This is a genomic window from Psychrobacillus sp. FSL H8-0510 (assembly GCF_038008345.1).
Classification (GTDB): domain Bacteria; phylum Bacillota; class Bacilli; order Bacillales_A; family Planococcaceae; genus Psychrobacillus; species Psychrobacillus psychrotolerans.
The window spans coordinates 1,917,074-1,935,882 of record NZ_JBBOYZ010000001.1 but is presented as its reverse complement, the minus strand read 5'-3'; the positions used below and the strand labels follow the sequence as shown (position 1 = coordinate 1,935,882).

General features: G+C 33.1%; 19 protein-coding genes and 1 pseudogene. 19 read left to right on the top strand and 1 reads right to left on the bottom strand.

Annotated features, from left to right (window positions below; genetic code table 11):
* Positions 1–144: 144 nt before the first annotated feature.
* Positions 145–1,242, top strand: coding sequence for an L-dopachrome tautomerase-related protein (locus MHI40_RS09595; protein ID WP_340762444.1), 1,098 nt, complete (start codon positions 145–147; stop codon positions 1,240–1,242).
* Positions 1,243–2,066: 824 nt separating this feature from the next.
* Here the strand turns inward: MHI40_RS09595 and MHI40_RS09590 are convergent.
* Complete coding sequence (locus MHI40_RS09590; protein ID WP_340762443.1) at positions 2,067–3,749, bottom strand: sensor domain-containing protein; 1,683 nt, start codon at positions 3,747–3,749, stop codon at positions 2,067–2,069.
* Between the two features lie 178 nt (positions 3,750–3,927).
* On the opposite strand from MHI40_RS09590, the gene MHI40_RS09585 reads away from it, so the two are divergent.
* The 18 genes and pseudogenes from MHI40_RS09585 (at position 3,928) to MHI40_RS09500 (ending at position 18,374) form a co-directional block, all read left to right on the top strand.
* Positions 3,928–4,251 (top strand): hypothetical protein, encoded by a 324-nt coding sequence (locus MHI40_RS09585; RefSeq protein ID WP_340762442.1) that lies wholly within the window; start codon positions 3,928–3,930, stop codon positions 4,249–4,251.
* Positions 4,252–4,512: 261 nt separating this feature from the next.
* Complete coding sequence (locus MHI40_RS09580; RefSeq protein ID WP_340762441.1) at positions 4,513–5,301, top strand: aminoglycoside phosphotransferase family protein; 789 nt, start codon at positions 4,513–4,515, stop codon at positions 5,299–5,301.
* 329 nt (positions 5,302–5,630) lie between these two features.
* Positions 5,631–6,086, top strand: a complete 456-nt coding sequence (locus tag MHI40_RS09575; RefSeq protein WP_340762440.1) for a hypothetical protein — start codon at positions 5,631–5,633, stop codon at positions 6,084–6,086.
* 914 nt (positions 6,087–7,000) lie between these two features.
* Positions 7,001–7,807, top strand: a complete 807-nt coding sequence (locus tag MHI40_RS09570) for an aminoglycoside adenylyltransferase domain-containing protein (RefSeq protein WP_340762439.1) — start codon at positions 7,001–7,003, stop codon at positions 7,805–7,807.
* A 154-nt stretch (positions 7,808–7,961) separates the two neighbouring features.
* Positions 7,962–8,399 carry a hypothetical protein gene (locus tag MHI40_RS09565; protein ID WP_340762438.1) on the top strand — a complete coding sequence of 146 codons (438 nt, stop codon included), beginning with the start codon at positions 7,962–7,964 and terminating at the stop codon, positions 8,397–8,399.
* Between the two features lie 72 nt (positions 8,400–8,471).
* Positions 8,472–9,059 (top strand): NUDIX hydrolase, encoded by a 588-nt coding sequence (locus tag MHI40_RS09560; RefSeq protein ID WP_340762437.1) that lies wholly within the window; start codon positions 8,472–8,474, stop codon positions 9,057–9,059.
* Positions 9,060–9,185: 126 nt separating this feature from the next.
* Positions 9,186–9,983: a hypothetical protein gene (locus MHI40_RS09555; RefSeq protein WP_340762436.1), complete on the top strand. Its 798-nt coding sequence runs from the start codon at positions 9,186–9,188 to the stop codon at positions 9,981–9,983.
* Positions 9,984–10,481: 498 nt separating this feature from the next.
* Entirely contained in the window at positions 10,482–12,290 is a 1,809-nt protein-coding gene (locus MHI40_RS09550) for a M3 family oligoendopeptidase (RefSeq protein WP_340762435.1), read from the top strand.
* Positions 12,291–12,548: 258 nt separating this feature from the next.
* On the top strand, positions 12,549–12,887 hold the full coding sequence (locus tag MHI40_RS09545) for a hypothetical protein (RefSeq protein ID WP_340762434.1): 339 nt from the start codon (positions 12,549–12,551) through the stop codon (positions 12,885–12,887).
* Positions 12,888–13,037: 150 nt separating this feature from the next.
* Positions 13,038–13,442 carry a hypothetical protein gene (locus tag MHI40_RS09540; protein ID WP_340762433.1) on the top strand — a complete coding sequence of 135 codons (405 nt, stop codon included), beginning with the start codon at positions 13,038–13,040 and terminating at the stop codon, positions 13,440–13,442.
* Positions 13,443–13,587: 145 nt separating this feature from the next.
* Positions 13,588–13,842: pseudogene (locus tag MHI40_RS09535) on the top strand (ArsR/SmtB family transcription factor); the annotation flags it as partial.
* A gap of 261 nt (positions 13,843–14,103) precedes the next feature.
* Complete coding sequence (locus tag MHI40_RS09530) at positions 14,104–14,613, top strand: MepB family protein (protein ID WP_340762432.1); 510 nt, start codon at positions 14,104–14,106, stop codon at positions 14,611–14,613.
* Between the two features lie 408 nt (positions 14,614–15,021).
* Positions 15,022–15,450 carry a cytidine deaminase gene (locus MHI40_RS09525; RefSeq protein WP_340762431.1) on the top strand — a complete coding sequence of 143 codons (429 nt, stop codon included), beginning with the start codon at positions 15,022–15,024 and terminating at the stop codon, positions 15,448–15,450.
* Between the two features lie 302 nt (positions 15,451–15,752).
* A complete protein-coding gene (locus MHI40_RS09520) occupies positions 15,753–15,884 on the top strand; it encodes a hypothetical protein (RefSeq protein ID WP_340762430.1) in 132 nt (43 codons plus the stop codon).
* 302 nt (positions 15,885–16,186) lie between these two features.
* Positions 16,187–16,855: a DNA alkylation repair protein gene (locus MHI40_RS09515; RefSeq protein ID WP_340762429.1), complete on the top strand. Its 669-nt coding sequence runs from the start codon at positions 16,187–16,189 to the stop codon at positions 16,853–16,855.
* Between the two features lie 314 nt (positions 16,856–17,169).
* Entirely contained in the window at positions 17,170–17,562 is a 393-nt protein-coding gene (locus tag MHI40_RS09510; protein ID WP_340762428.1) for a hypothetical protein, read from the top strand.
* Between the two features lie 78 nt (positions 17,563–17,640).
* Positions 17,641–17,775 (top strand): hypothetical protein, encoded by a 135-nt coding sequence (locus tag MHI40_RS09505; protein ID WP_340762427.1) that lies wholly within the window; start codon positions 17,641–17,643, stop codon positions 17,773–17,775.
* Between the two features lie 128 nt (positions 17,776–17,903).
* Positions 17,904–18,374, top strand: a complete 471-nt coding sequence (locus MHI40_RS09500; protein WP_340762426.1) for a DinB family protein — start codon at positions 17,904–17,906, stop codon at positions 18,372–18,374.
* Positions 18,375–18,809: the final 435 nt, after the last annotated feature.

Here is an 18,809-nt window from a genome sequence, read left to right as displayed (position 1 = left end):
AATTGTATTCTTTATATAGAAAAATGCACATACATGGATTGTCCCATCCAATCACGGTAGAAAAAATTATCAAGTACCAGGCAATAAAAAAAATTTTCAACATATATAGGTGATATTGGGTTCGATTTTGATGAGGAGGATAACATGCAACCTAAATTACCTATGGAAAAGTATTTTGGGCAGTTTGAACTGGTGCACGCTTTTTATGGGGCTATGCCTACAGGAGTCAGCGTCTCCGAAACTGGTCGTATTTTTGTTTGCTTTCCGAAATGGGGAGATAACGTTCAATTTACTGTGGTGGAAATTGTTGAGGGTGAATTGCAGCCTTATCCCAGTTTAGAAGCTAATTTGGTTAATCCTAGAAATATTACAATGTCTTTCGTCAGTGTTCAAAGTATCGTTGCTGATGGAAGAGGAACACTTTGGGTACTAGACACAGGGGCACCAAATTTTTCTGAACCTATTCAAGGGGGAGCAAAACTAGTTGCTGTTGATTTAAGCACGAATACAATAAGGAGAGTATATACCTTTACAGATGATGTTGTCTTGCCAACAACTTATTTGAATGATGTCCGTGTGGACTTTCGGGTGGGAAGCGCAGGTTATGCATATATAACGGATTCTTCTTCCAGAGGGCCAGGGGGGATTATCGTCGTAGACTTAGAAAATGGGAACGCGTTTAGACGATTAAATGGGGCAATATCAACTTCACCTGACCTCTATTTTTTACCAAAAGTAGAAGGTGAAATTTTGATGAATCGAAACGAGGACGGCTCGACTTTCCCGTTTAGATTGGCTTCCGATAGTTTAGCAATTTCTCCTGATGGAAAGGTTTTATTTTATGCTCCCCTAACCAGTCGTCAGCTGTTCTCGATCTCCACAGAAACCCTAAGAGACAGAAGAATACAGGACATTAATTTATCCCAATATGTTCAGTATTGGGGGGAAAAAGGCGCGTCTGATGGAATGATCACCGGTTCAAAAGGAACCATTTATGCGGGAGACTATGAAAACAATAGTATCCGGAAGATATTCCCGAATGGCGTAATGGAAACCATCGCACATGACCCGAGAATTTTATGGCCAGATACTTTTTCGATTGGCCCCGATCAATACTTATATGTCATAGTGAATCAATTACATCGGCAGGCGAGATTTCATTATGGAAGAGACTTGCGGGAAAAACCATACAGTTTACTTCGTATTAGAATTGATGAATTACCTGCACCTACCTTTTCATAATAATCTTAAACGAGGGTAGCTATCCATCATCAGGGAGCTGCCTTTTTTGTCAGTTAAAATAAAAATCAGGTATCTGTGCCACCATAATGTGTAATAAAAAGCCATGTTCTTGTCCAACTCCCATGAAAATTATTTCTTCAAGAAATGAAAAATGCCAATACTTAAGAAGACCCTACTTAATCGTTAAAAAAAGAGGAGAGCGTAAATAAGTCTATGGATTACGGTTGACTGGATTAAGATCAGTATCAGTATTGACACTTCCTAACCATTTTCATTCTCTTTGGTGCAGCTATTTTTTTGTGTTGCATGGATGGCTAACGGGTGCATTACTTCAAGAAGGAGTAAAGCCTTTTTTATTATTGAACTCAAGCATCAGTTTAGTTGAATAAGCAAGCGAGGCAGTCTAAAAAAGTTTCAATGGGTAGCTATGATACTGCTGAAACATTTGAACCTTATTCTTAAATATGTTGATAATCAAAAGAAAATACTTAAACCCAAGTTGGATGATTGGGACTTTGATATAAATACAAGAATATATTTAAATTGTCATTAAACGAAATGTAGCTATCGAAGTCAAGATAGGGGAAAAATGGAAGTTCTTTTCCGAAGTGGAAGAATAACCTGGATTGATCTAAAAAGAAGAACAATTTGAGACTAAATCGTATTTAATACATTTGGGTGAATGTGGATGTTTTTGTATGAAATGAATACTTTGATGAGACTGGCAGAAAATTGTCGCATGCTAGATGAAAGAGAAACCACCAACCTTTAATTTGGTAGGTGGTTGTTTTGAGATGTTTTTTTGTTAGCCATAGAATTTTTTCTTATTGGACTGATGGAATTAGATAGGTTTCTTCAATTTCATCCGCAGTTAAAGGAGGGTTGAACAGATATCCTTGGCCACTAGGACATCCAAACTTCCTAAGGAGATTTACATGCTTGTCTGTTTCAATTCCTTCAGCAACGACATTTAAGTTTAAATTTATTCCTATATCAATTATCGATTTAACAAGAGCCAAATCCTTGGAGTCGTGCATTCCGCCACGTATAAATGACTGATCGATTTTCAACGTGTCTACGGGTAGTTTCGTTAATAGACTTAGAGAAGAGTAACCCGTTCCAAAGTCGTCTATCGAAATGCCAATACCCATTTTTTTTAATTGTGAAAGGATAGGATGTACTATTTCAAAATCTTCAAAAACACTTTCTGTCACTTCAACCTCAAAATATTTAGGTTCCACCTTTGTGGCGATCATACACATTTCTATATACTCAGTTAATTTGGTATATCGAAACTGATGAGGAGAAACGTTCACTGACATTTTAACAAGTGAATAGCCTTTTGCCTCCCATCTGGAGATCTGATTTAAAGCCTCTTTGATAACCCATTTCCCGATTTCATCTATTAAGCCTGTTTCTTCAGCAATTGGAATAAAATCCATAGGAGGTACATTACCAAGCACGGGGTTTCTCCATCGAATAAGTGCTTCCAGCCCATTGAGTTCTAAAGTGGTCAAATCTATCTTAGGCTGATAATGAAGAAGAAACTCATTATTTTCAATTGCTTTCCGCAGTTCTGTTTCGATCTTAATTTTTTGGTCTTGCTTTTCCTTTAGGCGTTTATTAAACATCTTGAAATTATTTTTGCCTGCTTGTTTTGCAGAGTACATAGCCATGTCCGCTAGATTTATCAGTTCAGTTAATTCGGTACTGTCAGAAGGGAAATAGCTTACTCCAATACTAGTAGTAACATATATTTCATTTCCTTCAATGAAATAAGGAATCTTGATTTGTTCAATAATCTGTTCAGCAATCATAATAGAAACATCTTGGCTTTTATTGGTGATTAATACGATAAATTCATCGCCGCTTAAATGGAACACAGAGATGGATTCATTTTGGATTGATCTTAATGTTTCAGCTATTCCTTCTAGCAACGCATCACCCACTCTATGTCCAAACTTATCATTTATCAGCTTCAACCTGTCGATGTCCATAAACAGAACTGAAACTGTATTTAAATGCTTTATTTCGGCAAGTTTTCTTTCAAGACTTCTTCTGTTAGGAAGATTGGTTAATTCATTATGATTTGCTAGGAAATCGATATGTTGTTCCTTAATTTTAATGTCGGTTAAATCCCTTACAACGCAAACAATCTTGTTTGTTTCTTCGACTTTGGAAAGCGTAAGCTCTTGAGGAAATTTCGTTCCGTCTACTCTGGTTCCAACTGTCTCGCCTCTCCAAAGCCCTCTTTCATTTAAGATGGAAATAACAGAAGAATTCAAAATCCCTTGCAAAGCTTCTTCATCGTAACAAATATGCCAGGTGTTATTCAACAGATGTTCTTTAGTAAATCCATACATGGTGGCATGAGCTTCATTTGCAAATACAAATTTACCATCTTCATCTGTAATGCCAATTCCATCTATTGAAGAATCCAAACCATATGAGTATTCAATCAACGTCAACTCTGTCTGGCTTAATCCTTTTATATCTCGCTCTTTCATTGTGACCCCCTAATGACCCAACATAATTTACTTCTTATTCTTAATTTTTATCGGTAAAGAGAAGAGATTATGAAGGTATAATCAAGAGTTATGAATGAGCAAATATTTGAACCAATAGGAATGACAAATAGCCATTTCAATACAACAATAATGGAAGTGGATAGACATAATTTTTCTTGTGATCACAACAAAAAATGGTGAATTAGTTCTTGAGTTAATGAATGCTGTAAAAGGTGAAAGCAAGGATGGCATTTCGAAAAGTTTAGCAAAAGAAATGATAACCCCACAAAGTTATAAAAGTTTGACTGGATTAGGTATGTTTCTTGAAGGCTCTGAAAAAGAACTAGAAATTACATCACTTGGTTGGGGAGTGGGTTTTCAATGTATGATGGGGGCGTTTCCCTATTTAGAGAGAGGTGCGGTCATTATGACAAATACAGAATTAGGTGTTCATCAACTCGAAGGTATTATAGGAGAAATATATAAGTCAGTTTTGTCTTAAAATAAGGGGGAGACATATGCAGATAACCTTAGCGAACCCAACTTATATACATGAAGATATGTCGTTATTAATCGAAAATTTAGATAACAATAACAGTTTATGTCCAAAATATTTAGTTGATCTCGGGTATGCCCTGTTGAAATGTTACACTAAACTAACCCAGCACGTTATTTGAAGAAGGGGTTTTATTTCAAATTGTAGAATATCTTTGAAAAGGTATGGGTTAACAAAATGGATGCAAAAGCTTGGGGCGGCACTATATTGAGCGAAAAAATTTATAAAATTGTAGAGCAACTGTTAATGAAAAAAGAAAGAAAAGAGACTGTAATTGCGATAAATAACTTACAGAAAAATAAAGATGGATTTAGTAACGACATTTCAATGTTTCATCTTACTTACTCTCAAGGTGAGGATATATTCTCCATCGAAGTTGTCTTAAAAGAATTTAGTGAAAATGTGAAGTTTAATAAAGAATTAAATATTCTAAGGAGTAAGGATGTACATTCGTGCATTAATATTCCGACTGTTTATTTTGAAGATAAAGAAAAGAGAATAATGTTGATGGACCTAGTAAAGGGAGTTACTCTGGACAAATATTACTTAGCAAACCCAGAGGATATACAGTCAGCATTTAGAAATTTTGGTGACACGCTCGCACAAGTTCATTCAATTTGCACTGATACGGTTCGTGAATTTTTTACTGATAACGATTTACGACAAAAAGAGTATATCAACTTCTACATAGAGCGTTTAAAAAAGAGGGTTGCGAAGTATGAAGACTCTGTATATATAAATTGCCTTCTAAATATTTCTGAAATGTTCAAGACTGTTTCATTTACTGAAGTTTTAAATCACGGAGATTATCATTTTTGTAATACAATATTAACTAATGAAAATACACTGTATATCTTGGATTGGGAAAAAGCTTTTATAGGAGACCCTCGTTATGATATAGCGAATACACTTGTCTTAGGGTATTCGTGGTTCGGGACCCGACTTCAAAGAACCTTTGTTAGATGCTTATCAGAACCTCACAAACAAGAAAATTGAACATTTGGAGTGCTTTGAAGCTTTATTAAGTTTTGACTCATTTACTAAAACGGTTCCCTTAATACAAGGGGCTGATGATTCACATATTCGAGACAGATCATTTGAGTGGTTAAAGAGACGTTATGAACTTTTTGTAAGACACAACGGAAAGAGAATAAATGAAGCTGAAGAATACTTATTGTCTAAAGGTGTATTATTCGAAATTTAGTAACTTTTCTTATTCAACTAACGAGTGCTTTAGTTAAAAATGGATGGTGCTTAGGAAATTCTCTTTTCTTATTGAATTAGCATTGGTGGTTAGTTACAAAACGGCAAAGGAGGAAGGAATAGTGTGCAATAATTTAGCTTTCAATATACCAACCTATACAGATGATGACTCAACCTTTCCAAAGCCTGATATCGGAAACTACGATTATTGGACTGCATTATTGGAACATTTTTTAACAAGTTCAAATACAATTGAAATTCATTGTTGGAACGAAGAGATTGAAACTATTTCAGAGATTAAATCTCTCTATAAAAATGAATTAGAAATTGTTGAAGAGGGAAATCTCACTATATTTAGTGGGCAAATACACTCTACCCTTTCAGATTATTTATTGAATAACTATTTAAATAAAATAGGAGAATTCAAGTGGTTCACCGTTAATTTAGTCAAGGATATGGTGTCTGTCTTTCATTCGGGACACTGGGGGACGGAATTCTTTGTACCTAATGTATTAAAAAGGGATGTTGCATTTATCATGAGTGTAATTCCCGATGAAACAAGTTTTCATCAAAGTTAACAATTCCTTATTCAACTAATGGGTTTCTTTACTGGCAAGGATTTAAGCTTTTCTCATTCAAGTAAAGAAGCAGTTTAGTTCAATAAGGAATAGAGAAAAGTAGGTGATTAAATATGAGTTTAGCAAGCTATATTGGTTGTAACGTAGAAGTCCCACTCACTAAAGATAAAGAAAATAATTTTATTTACATTGGAGATTGTTTTTCAAATAAGTACAACAAACAAGATGTACAAAAATATCAATTTACCACACCTATTGTATATGAAGTCGAGTGATTGGGGAATTGAGATTTCAGAAGATATGAATCAAACAACATGTGCTGAATCAAAAAAGAAGCTAATTGCATTATGTGAAATTACGGATAGTTATCTTGAAAAATCTTTGGTGCGAATAGAGAAGTAATACCTTTTTCACTAACAGTGGGCTTTACTTCAAGAGGGGGTTACTGGATAATTGTGTTAACATAATTATCCAGGGTGTGAAAAATATAATTACAAAAATGGGAGAACTATTGAAAATGAGGTGTTAGTGAAATGAAAGCGGAAAGAACAAAAATGAGTAAAACGAAAATAGCCTATTATGCTTTTACTGGGGTAGCAATAGTATTTCTGTTACTTAATTATTCTCTTTTTGAGTAAGCACTACCCAGAAGAGCTTTTGAAAACGGTACACAGGTAGATATTTGAATCAATTAGCACAAGATTTAAGGGAAGGCTTATTTCTTTCTAAAGATGAAGGCTCATTCGATAAATAAACGGTTAAAGGAGTTTATGTAAGAATGAGATTGTAAAGGGTTGTACATACACTAACGGGTGCTTTACTTCAAGAAGGAGTAAAGCCTTTTTTTCTTATTGAACTAAAGCGACTGATTAGCTCAAGTAGGAAATCAAAAAAATAATGGAGGATTTTTATATATGGATAGCAGTTGGGAAACAAGTTCATTAGAAATAAAAGATTTTGTTAATAATCTCTTATATAAAACTAAAGAAATTTTAAAAGAGGATTTTATTGGTTTTTATTTACACGGTTCTTTGGCGATGGGGGGATTTAATTCTAAAAGTAGTGATATTGATGTTTTGATAATAACGAATAAAACAATGACTGTTGGAATTAAAAGAAAGTTAGCTGAGTTATTATTAAGTTTCTCCAAAAAGCCATTCCCCGTGGAAATAAGTTTCTTGAATATGGAACAAATAAAAAATTGGACGCATCCATGCCCTTTCGATTTTCATTATAGTGAATTTTGGAGAGGTAAGTATCAAAATGATTTATCAAAAGATACATATCATCATTTAAACGGAGACGTAAGAGATGACGCGGATTTAGCTGCACATATTACTATATTAAATCATCGGGGGGTTAGATTAGAAGGACCTACTATCGATGAAGTATTTCCCTCTGTTCCACGTTCGCATTATATATCTTCCATAATGGGTGACTACCAAGAATGTATTGAGAATATTGAAGAAGACCCCGTTTATTGTGCATTAAACTTAATAAGAGTGTATTGGTATCTTAAAGAAGGAGTTATTTCATCAAAGCATGAAGCTGGTAACTGGGGGCTATCATCTTTTCCGAAAGAGTTGGGATATACAATTCAAAAAGTAATTAATAGTTATGTGGATGGGAAAGAACTCTATGAATTTGAGAAAAAGGAACTTTTTAATCTAAAAAATTATATTAATAAAAATGTTCAAGTGCTATCAAACTTATTGAACTAAAGCCGCAGTTTAGTTTAAGAAGGAGTTCGGGAAATTAACTACTAGGGGGGAGATACACCTGAAAAGAAATATATGTATAGGATTTTTATTTTTCATAGTTTATTTAGTCGGGTGTTCAGACGAACAAACATTTGAAGATTATTTTCAACAAAAAATGTTAGAAATGCATTTAGATGAAGAAAATTATTCGTATTCACTTGTTGAGAAACAGTTTAATATCGTTCATGAAGACGATGCAATCGCTGTGTTCAAAGAGCATAAGGATCAAGAGGAAAAGATATTTATAGCATACTTCGAGAAAGAAGATAATCAATGGGAATGGAAACAAACAAGAGGCTCCAAATGGGATTCACCTGTCAAATGGTCTTCTATGAATGATGAACCTTATATTTACTCTGGTGCAATCAATGATTATTCAATTGCTGAAGTATATGCGGGGGATGAAAGAGCAACAATAATTGACGTTGAAGATGAAAAACGATATTGGTTTGCTATTAGTCCAATTAAAGACGTGAAAGTTAAGATAGTTAAAACAGGTGGTACTGAAGAAATTATTGAAGAAACTAACCATGAAGAATTAGATAGTAAATAATATTTTGAAGAAATATAATTCAACAACGGGTGCTTTAGTTGAAGTAGAAAATAAGGAACAAGGAGGTTAAATATGATAATTCCTAATAATGCACGAACTTCTGGTGCATATGTTTTATATAAAGGATTATTTATATTTCAAGTTGGTCCAACAAAAGAAGGTGACAAACTTGGAGTGGTTAGATTAGGAGGGCATAGAGAAGGTAATGAAACAGCTTTGGAAACAGCGAAACGTGAGGTTTTTGAAGAAGCTCAAGTAGAAATTGCTCCCATTAATCCCAATAAAACATTTTACCTTAGTGAGTGGAACGAGGAACCGACTAAAGTTAATATAAATGAACCCATTGTACCTATTCTAATTAAGGGCAATGAAGAATCTTCTTATACAATAATGTATCTATCTAATACATTAACTCTGCCAACTCCATCCTCTGAATCCAAAGGATTATTATTGCTTTCCCCAGAGAATGTACGACTTATCTGCCAAAATAAAATATCTTTAAGTGATTATCATAATCTGGATGGAGTTTCTATACTAAAAACAGAGTTAGATATGAATTTAATCTTACAACCATTTCCTCAATTATTATTTCTTTCACGATTACTAAATGAAGAAACCAAACTAATGGAACACTTTATTAATACTTCCTTATTCAATTAACTGGTGCTTAGTTAAGCAAGACCATCATTTTGAACTGCCCCGTAAATGTTACACTTGAACTAACGCGGCAGATTAGTTTTGAATAAGGATAATATGAATAAAAGCTGTAGACAGGAGGTATGGATATTGAAAGTGGATACTTATTCTCTTATCTCTTTTATAATTTTGTGGGGTATACCTACTTTCATGATTGTTAGAAAGTATCTGAAAATGAATACTAATGATAAAAAAATAGCAATAAATGAGTTAAGATCACACCATTTTATTTTTACAACAGGTTTTATTGTACTTGGTGCTCTTTTTATACACTTGGGACTTATACTCACCCTAAGTATACTAAAATTAATTGGTTTCGTTTTCCTTACTTTAGGAGTATTTATTTCCATACTTAATAAGTGGAATAAAAATAAGAATAAAGGAGTCTTGGTGAAAAAAATATTTAAATACACAATTATCGGCATTACTACTTTTTTTCTGATTTTGCTCGGATTTTACTACTTAATAATAAGGGTCGGGCAAGGTGAGTTTTTTCAGTACGATAATGGTGTGACAATTGAGCTTTACAATTCTAGTAAACAAGAAATAAAAGATTTAAACTTCTTTTTTTCATTTTATAGCAATTATGATGTTCTTCAGGACTTGGGGAATATTGACAAATTAGAACCGGGAGAAACTACTAGTATATATAGTCCCCATATAAATGGGACTGGAAATGACCGAAGTTTATATTTTCAATATCATATTAATAAATTTGAGAAACAAGTTGATAGCCTAGCTTATGTAGCATCTAATAAACCAAGTAAGGTAGTAGTAATTATAGAAATAACTGGGACTGATAATAATGGTAAATTATTATTCAGGGCAAAAGGGTATGAAGATGTTGGAGGTCAATTTGAATATGATCTGACTTCCACAAGAGAATGAATGTTTAAATGATGGTCAACAAGTGCTTATATAACCAAATGGTGCTGTGCTTAGTTAAACAAAGGCTATCACTTTTTGAAGAATAGGGGTGTAGAAATAATATTTTGCTATTCGTTATCTAGTTGAATAAGAAAAGAATGATATCTATTAACCGATGGTGTTCTTTTCGTCCACATTATTTCTATTAGGTTGAACAAGCTCTTTTTTCTTATTTCACTACGAAGCAGTTTAGTTGAATAAACATACGGAGAAATTGCTGTCTTAATATTTTGTTAAAGTAAATGAGATCATATGTTGTATAAAAGGATAGATCTATACAGGTGTACTCTCCTGTTGATCTATCCTTTCTTTTTAACCTATATAATGTGTGCCATTCTATTAATTATTGGGTCTTACAACTATTTACTTCACTTTTCTGCCCTCTAATACTCCAAAATATGCTAGAATAAAACATATGTTCGTATTGGAGTTAACATAGATAATTCTAGGAGGAATACGATGGAGAAAATGAGTTATATCAAAAATTGGAACTTGGATAAGATTTTTCTAGGTGGAAGCAATTCAAATCAATTTTTAGATTATGTAAAGCAATTGGAAGTTCTTGTATGCGATTTAGAAAGATGTGTTAAATCCTTTAATCCTCCAATATCAAGAAATGAAGTAGCTAACTTGGGAAATTTAGTGGTATATATTGGAGAAATTTGCATCAACCTGTCACAAGCTAATTCATTTATCACCTGTCTTCTTTCACAAAACACAAAGGATCAAGATGCAGCAACTTTGCGAGGAAAAGTAGGTCATATAGAATCCACTTTTGAAAAAGAATTATCAAAGGTGAAAATAATATTAGCAAATACAGAGCAGGATGTATGGGAATTTTTAATTGAAACTAAAGAATTAGAAGATTATAGATTTGTTCTCAATGAATGGAGGGAAAATACAAATACGCATTTATCAGATGATGAGCAAAATTTAATATCTGATTTAATGGCTGATGGATATCATTCATGGGGTCATTTTTATAATGCATTAGTAAGTAGTATTAACCTAAATATTCAAGTTGATGGAGAAGAAAAGTATTTATCAGTAGGGCAAGCTATTAACTTACGATCTCATCCTAATGAGGAAGTGCGAAAGGAATCTCATAATGCTTTAGAATCTATATGGGAAGAAAAAGAAGAGCTATTTGCAAAAATATTAAATCACATTGCGGGCTTCCGTTTACAAGTACAAAAAAAGTCTGGAGTAAAAAGTGTATTAGAAGTACCTTTGAAAGATAACAGAATGAAGGAAGAAACAATGAATGTCATGTGGTCAGTGATTAGTAAATATAAAAAACCTTTCTCGGATTACTTGAATCGAAAAGCTGAACTGATGGGCGATTCTAGCATGAAAGCTTATAACTTTTGGGCTCCCTTTACCAAGAGTAATCAAACGATACAATACGACGTGGCGGCTGAACTAATTACGGAACATTTTAGTCAGTTTGGAACCGAATTAGAAAATTTTGTTAAACATGCTTTTAATGAGGGTTGGATAGAAGCTGAAGACCGCGACAATAAGTCAGCTATCCCATTTTGTGCTGGTTTTCCGCTTACTAGTGAATCAAGAGTTTTTATGACCTTTGGGGGTACTTTTTTAAATGTGTTAACTCTTGTTCATGAATTGGGTCATGCATTTCATAATTATGCTATGAAGTCTGTTAATGGGGTGAATAAACGTTATCCTATGAGCATCGCAGAAACAGCTTCAACCTTTTCAGAAATGATTATTTTTGATGCCGCAATGAAAAAGGCAAAATCAAAAGAAGATAAATTGATTATATTAGATGAAAAATTAAAACGTAGTGTCATGAACTTTATGAATATCCATTCGAGATTTTTATTCGAACAGAGATTTTATGAAGAGCGTAAAGAAGGGATTGTTTCATCAAAGCGTTTAACTCAGTTAATGGAAGAAGCAATACATGAAGCGTATGACGGATCCTTAGAACAGCCTTCCACTTACTCTTGGGTATGGACACCACATTATTATATTACGAAATCTCCTTTTTATAATTTTCCATACACTTTTGGGTATTTATTTGCTTTAGGTATCTTTGAAAAGGCAAAGGAAAAAGGAAAAGAGTTTGAAAAAGATTATCTGAACTTACTTCGTGATTCAGGAAGTATGACCGTAGAAGATTTAGTTATGAAACATTTAGGAGAAGATATTACTTTGGAGGAATTTTGGGAAAAAGGAATGGAAATGTGTGTGAAAGATGTGGAGGAATTTTTAAAATTAACTTCATCAGATGATATTGAATAAGGAGTTGTTGATTCGATAACTCCTACTTGTATTTGATATGTGCGGTTGCTCAACAAATACAGTCACATTATTTAGGTTTATTTAAATGAGAAAACATACGACAAATGAACTTCTTTTAGTAGTGCGCTTACAAATATCTTTGTGAAAATTTTTACTTAACTAAAGGGTGCTTTAGCGGAACGTGGATTGCTTTAACAACTCATGAAACAAAGACCACAGAGTAAATAAAGCGGTGATTTAGTCTAAGGAGGTACTCATTTGAAGAAAATAATAATAGGTTTAGTAGTTACTCTGATAATGTTTTTTTTATACTTTTATCAGTCGCCAATTCTTAGTACAGGCGAAGTTATAAACAAAGCAGAAAAATATTTTCTAAATCCCCCAGAAGAGTGGAAAAACTCAATATCTTTCAATGATTTAGAGGAAATCCCACCTGAAAATATTAGTGTGAATCTCGCACAAAAGCAAGGGTATTGGAATGAAATAACGAATAACATGAAGTGGGAAGTCACAATTAAATACACTGGTCAAGAATTAACTATAGTGATGGACGCATACACTGGAGAATTTATAAATTTATATGGACCATTAAATTAAAACCATTACTCCTATTGAACTAAAGCCTTTTGAAAACACTTGGAACGAAAAAACAAATATTAGTATTAGGCAGTATTGGGGTACGATACAAGTAGATAAATGATTTAATAATAATGTTATGGTATAATTGGAAAAAAAAGGAGTGGACTTATGAAAAAGATAATTCTTTCAGTCTTATTGCTAGTCTTAGCGTTTCCTATTTTTTTTATAAAAACAGAAGCTGCAATGCCTACGCCTACAAAAATTATGTGGGATAACATGGAGCTTAAAACAGGACAAATAGGTAGGGTGACGATGTTAAAATCAGGATTTACCATATCTAAATATGAAAATGGTGAATTTCGTCCAGCTAGAGTTGTTAAAAAAGGTGAAGTATTTAGAGTTTACGGAATAAAAGTAGAAACTTACGCAACTCATTTAGATTTGGGCAACAATTTATGGGCATATCTTAGCAGCCATAGAAGTGATGGTAGTAATGTTTATCTTCAAAAGACCGTTAATTATGAAACACCCTCAAAGTCTAAATTAGCATTGCTAAAAGAGGCTAATAAATAATCTCAAGAAAACCATTATTTTTTAATCAAATAACAGGTGCTTCAATTAAAGATCATCGGGTAGCTTAAGCTGCCCTTTTTTCTAGAATTCATATAACTAATTGGTTATATGTGAAAGGTGAGGGGATGATAATGCAGATGTTTATCGAGCATTAGGTGATTCAACTCGGCGAGTTATATTAAGTATGCTTAAACATGGAAACAAAACCCAAAAAGAGTTAGTCGAAGCATTTGATATTTCTCAACCAGCAATAAAGAAGCATTTGAATATTTTATTGGAGGAAAAAATTATTTCAGAGAGCTGGGATGGGAAGTATCGTATCTATTCATTAAATCCTGAGGTTCTCCAAATTGCCTACAATGAGGTGCATCAGTACATCGGAGAACTACTTGAATATTGAAGCTACAGTGAATGAAATCCTACATTCTAAGGAACTAAATTCTATATCTAATATTGATTCTTATGAAATTAAAATATTGAATGCCAAAGGGAAAGAATTAAATTAGTTAATATTGGCATACCTTCTTCTACTAACGGGTGATTTAGTTCAAGGGAGTAGAGCCTTTTTTTTATTGAACTAAGCGGCAGGTTAGTTTAAGAGTGTTGTTTAACCTGTATTCAACAATCGGGTTCGATTATTAGAAATTGGAGGGGTGGAATAATGAATGATTTTTATACAGCATTAAGTTATGTAAATAAAATGATTTACGAGCCAAATGACTTAACTGTAAAATCTGTTCAGGAAGAAAAGCAAAATTCTAAGTATGGTGCTAGTACATTTCGGTTATCTTCGAAAACAGTTCGTTTCAGAGTTGCAAATATAACCCCCACAAAAGTAGGACAGTTTGTGGCATTTTGGGAAAAAGACGAAAATAATAAAAACCAACCATTTACATATGAGGAAACACCTGATTTATTAGTTATAACTACTTTTCAAGATGATAGTAAGTTTGGACAATTTATTTTTCCAAAAGAAATACTTTTCAAACATAATATTCTTAGGTCCAGTTCAACAAAGGGGAAAATGGCAATAAGAGTTTATTCTAGTTGGGATAACCCGACTAGTGAGCAAGCGTTGAAAACTCAAAAATGGCAGTTGCCTTATTTTGTAGATATGAGTGATCAGATTAAATTACCCATAGACAAAATAATAGAGCTCTATTCGCTTTAATACCATGCAAACGGGCGTTATTGTTTAATAAATGACTCTATTCTTATTCACCTAACAGGTGCTTTACTTTAAAATTCAGGTAGGTCATGCTGACGATTTAGCTTGGTAAAAGCGATACACAAACAATGTAAGGATTATTCAACTAACGAGGTGCTTACTTCATTAAGAAGTGAAGCACTTTTCTTATTGAAGTAAAAAACTGATTTTTTCAAAAAGTTAATCTAATTTTAGTGCTCAAATGTTATAATTTGAGTTAGAAAAAAATCTCAACTAATGGGTGATTTACTTTATGAATGAGTTGCACTTTCTAATCGAGCTAAGAAGCAGTAATAAAGAATTATATGTTGAATCAGACATTGTGGTGTTTTTAATAAATAAATTTTATTTAGACTATTGGGAGGAATTTGATTGAAAATCGAACAAAAATTATATGAATCAGTTATTGAACTTATAGAAAAGAGATACCCCGTTGGTTGGGGTGGAGCTGCGGCGATTGCTTTAGAAGATGGGTCTATACATACCAGTGTAGCTCCCAATGTTATAAATGATTCAACTGTAGTATGTATGGAAACTGGTGCTATCTTAGAAGCTCATAAATTGAATAAAAAGGTGACACACTCACTTTGTGTAGTCCGCGACGACGAGAAATCTAAATTCAAAGTCCTTTCTCCCTGTGGTATATGTCAAGAAAGGTTGTTTTATTGGGGGCCAAATGTAAGAGTTGCAGTTACACTGCCTGGTCAAGAACTAACTTTTAAATCATTAGCAGAAGTTCAACCTTACCATTGGACAGGGGCTTATGATGAATACAAAGAAAAGTGGAATATTCTAAAGTAACTTCTTCCACTAACGAGGTGCTTTACTTCAAGAAGGAGTATAGCTTTATTAAAACAATTAATATTCCAAAAATGACGCTAAATCATGAAGCTCAAATTACAGTCAAAATTCCACGATAAGGCTAACAGCTGAGATTATGGTGATGATTCTATGCCTTCATTTAGAAGTGAATTAACTCTTTATCAACTAACGGATGCTTTACTTCAAGAAGGAGTATCCTCTCGACTTCTAGAATACAAAGATATGGACAAATTCTATGTCAAGGTGGGTAAGAGATGGGGTTGTTAGGGAGAGTGGTTTTTTTGCAAAGATTACGAGTTGAGCTAGTGGAAAAAAGAAAACAAGTTACCAACGACCTTCAAATTGATGAAATTGACAAGCAAATACGGAAGATAAATCTAGAACTACAGAATATTAGTAAATTGGCAGAATAAAGTAATATTCCCTTCTTAACTAGCGGGTGCTTTACTTCAATAAGGAGTAAAGCTTTTTTTTCTTATTGAATTAACGAAGCTAGTTATATAGGGGTAGTATATGAAAAAACATAAAAAGACATTTATTTTTGGAAAACAATACTATTGATTTTGATAGTGGCAATTGATATTTAGATATGCTGAGTTTAGCAGAATATATTATGTATATTGCTATGACAGTCAAATAAGCATTGTTCAACTAACGAAATTAAGTTCTTGATATCATATTAGGAAATAGTGTTTAAATAAAGGAGGTATATAAAATGGATGAAAAAAAAGATACAGAAATAAAACGCTCTTCAAAAGCAGAAAACATTTTACCTCAGATTAATAGTAAAACTAAGCTAGGAGACTTACGAAAAATCGCGAAGGACATTAAAAAAGATCACGAACTAGCTATGGAACTTTGGTCAACCGAAGAGTTTTTGCCTAGATTATTAGCAATCTTAATTATGGACAAAAAACTTCTTTCACAAGATGTGCTAAATAAGCTTGATAAGGATATGCAGACTCACAGTTTTGTTGAGCGAAATAACTTAATGGATTGGTTAATGGCTAATCAGCTCACCAAAGACAAGAAGAATATTGTATTGATGGAGTCATGGGAAAATAGTCCTTCTGCTCTTCAAAGGCGAGCTTTCTGGTATTATCAAGGGCGATTACGATGGACTGGACAAACACCTCCTGATAACACCGCAGACTTGCTATCTGCATTAGAAGCCAATATTACGCAGGAAGAACCGGAAGTTCAATGGGCTATGAATTTTACCGCAGGCTGGATAGGCGTTTATGATGAAAAGAATCGTGCACGTTGTATTAAACTTGGTGAGAGAACGGGTCTTTACAAAGATGAAATAGTAGCAAAAGGATGTACTCCCAGCTATTTGCCGGAGTTCATTACGATTGAATTTAACAAACGACATAATAATTAGTTACCTCTAAAAAATTTATTGGGTGCCTACTCATATAGAGTGCGTCAGACTAACGGATGGGCTCGATGACATATAGTTGATCGAACTTCTTCGCCAACCGTAGTATCCTATACTCATTTTTCTCATTTTAATTCTCTGTGGTGTTGTGCAAGTTTTGTGCAACATGGATGGCTCACAGGTGCTTTACTTCAAGAAGAGGTAAAGCATTTTTAATATTGAAGTAACGCCGCAGGTTAGTTTAATAAGAAAAAACAGAATAATGCGAAACTACTCAAGCTATTCATACGTATAAAGACTAAAGGAAGTGTGACCAAATGAAGAAAGTTAATGTATTTATTATTGTTCTTATGCTACTTTCAATGACCTGTTTATTAGCTTATGATTTCTTTCCGGATTTAATTGACTTCATTTACTTGCCACAATCACTTGTTGTTGCACTCTTGATAATCATAGTTATTTTCAGTATTTTATCTAACAAGTTTCAAAAAGGTAACTCGAGATTAATTCTACTTTGGCAATTGGTTTCAATGTTGTATTTGTTTTTGTTAGTTGTTACATTTACAGTTCTCGGTGGTATTTCACAAGTCGGAATTTCTTTAAATAATCCAGTCCTATGGGTTGTTATTCTTATTAGTATTTATGAGATATACGTACAAAGTAAAAAAGTAAAAGTATCAAATTCGATTAGAACTAACGTGGCTGGTTAGTTGAATAAGGGTTTAATAAATATAACTATTTGAAAAATTTGAATGATTTTACAATTTGAATATAAAGGGAGATTTGAAATGGCGAAAAATAAGATTTTTGAATGGATTGGATTTGTCATCATTATCGTTTCTATATATGCTAATGGTTCTTTTCGTGCAGATGGTATTACAACTGGTACAGGAATAAATTTAAGCGTAATCGGAAATCGGTAAATTAAATAGCTAACCAGTTTCTACATTTTTTTTCAAATGGTTGCTTTACCTCAAGAAGGAGTAATGATTTATTCTTATTGAATTAAAGCCACAGGTTATTTTAATAGAAGGATGTAGAGGAGGATTAGATGAATAAATATTGTAAGAGTGCATTACATCAAATTAAAGTCGCTGTAACTACAATTGTTGAGATGATAGAAAAGTTAGAAGAAAATGACTTGCAAAAAAGACCTACACCCAGTAAGCATTCCATAGGAGAACTGTTAGAACACATAGCTATTATTTGTGTAGCTGATTCACTTATATCGGACGGCGCATCCCAAGACAAGATGAATAAATTTTATTCAAGTATTTCTTATAAAAGTCTAAATGAGATAAAAGAAGCATTGATAAACAATCATCAATTTTTAGAAGATAAATTTATGAATTTTACAGAGGTCGAACTTCAAGAGGAAATTAGTTCTTATTGGGGCGTTACATATTCACGATATGAATGGTTGTTAGAGATTGTAGCTCATATTTATCATCACAGAGGGCAATTACACTCTATGCTTGTTCATTGTTATGGGATAGACCCAAAAACTCCATTGTTTGAATAGAACTTCACTATTCAACAAACGAGTGAGTTAGTAAAATATTCGCTTTCCGAAATAATCAATTTGGTTTTTTCAAAATCAGACAAATAACATTAAAACTTAAATAAGTTTTAGTACCTAGTTTCATGATAAAACACTGTTATAATTGGACAACATAAAGAACCTGCTCAGATTAGTTAATCAGGAAGGGGCAAGAACAATGAATAGATTTGTATTGCCACACATGTATTTGTTTTTTGGAATCATATTATTTATTTTGGCAGAATTCACCGTTCCTGCAGGAGGCTTTTATTGGCTTACATTTTTCATTTCAATAACATGCATTGTTACTGGTGTGATATGGAATGTCATTTTGTTATTATTTAAAAAGAGAAGTTAATCGAATAGCATAACTTATACCAATGAATTAAACTAACGAGGTGCTTTACTTCAAGAAGG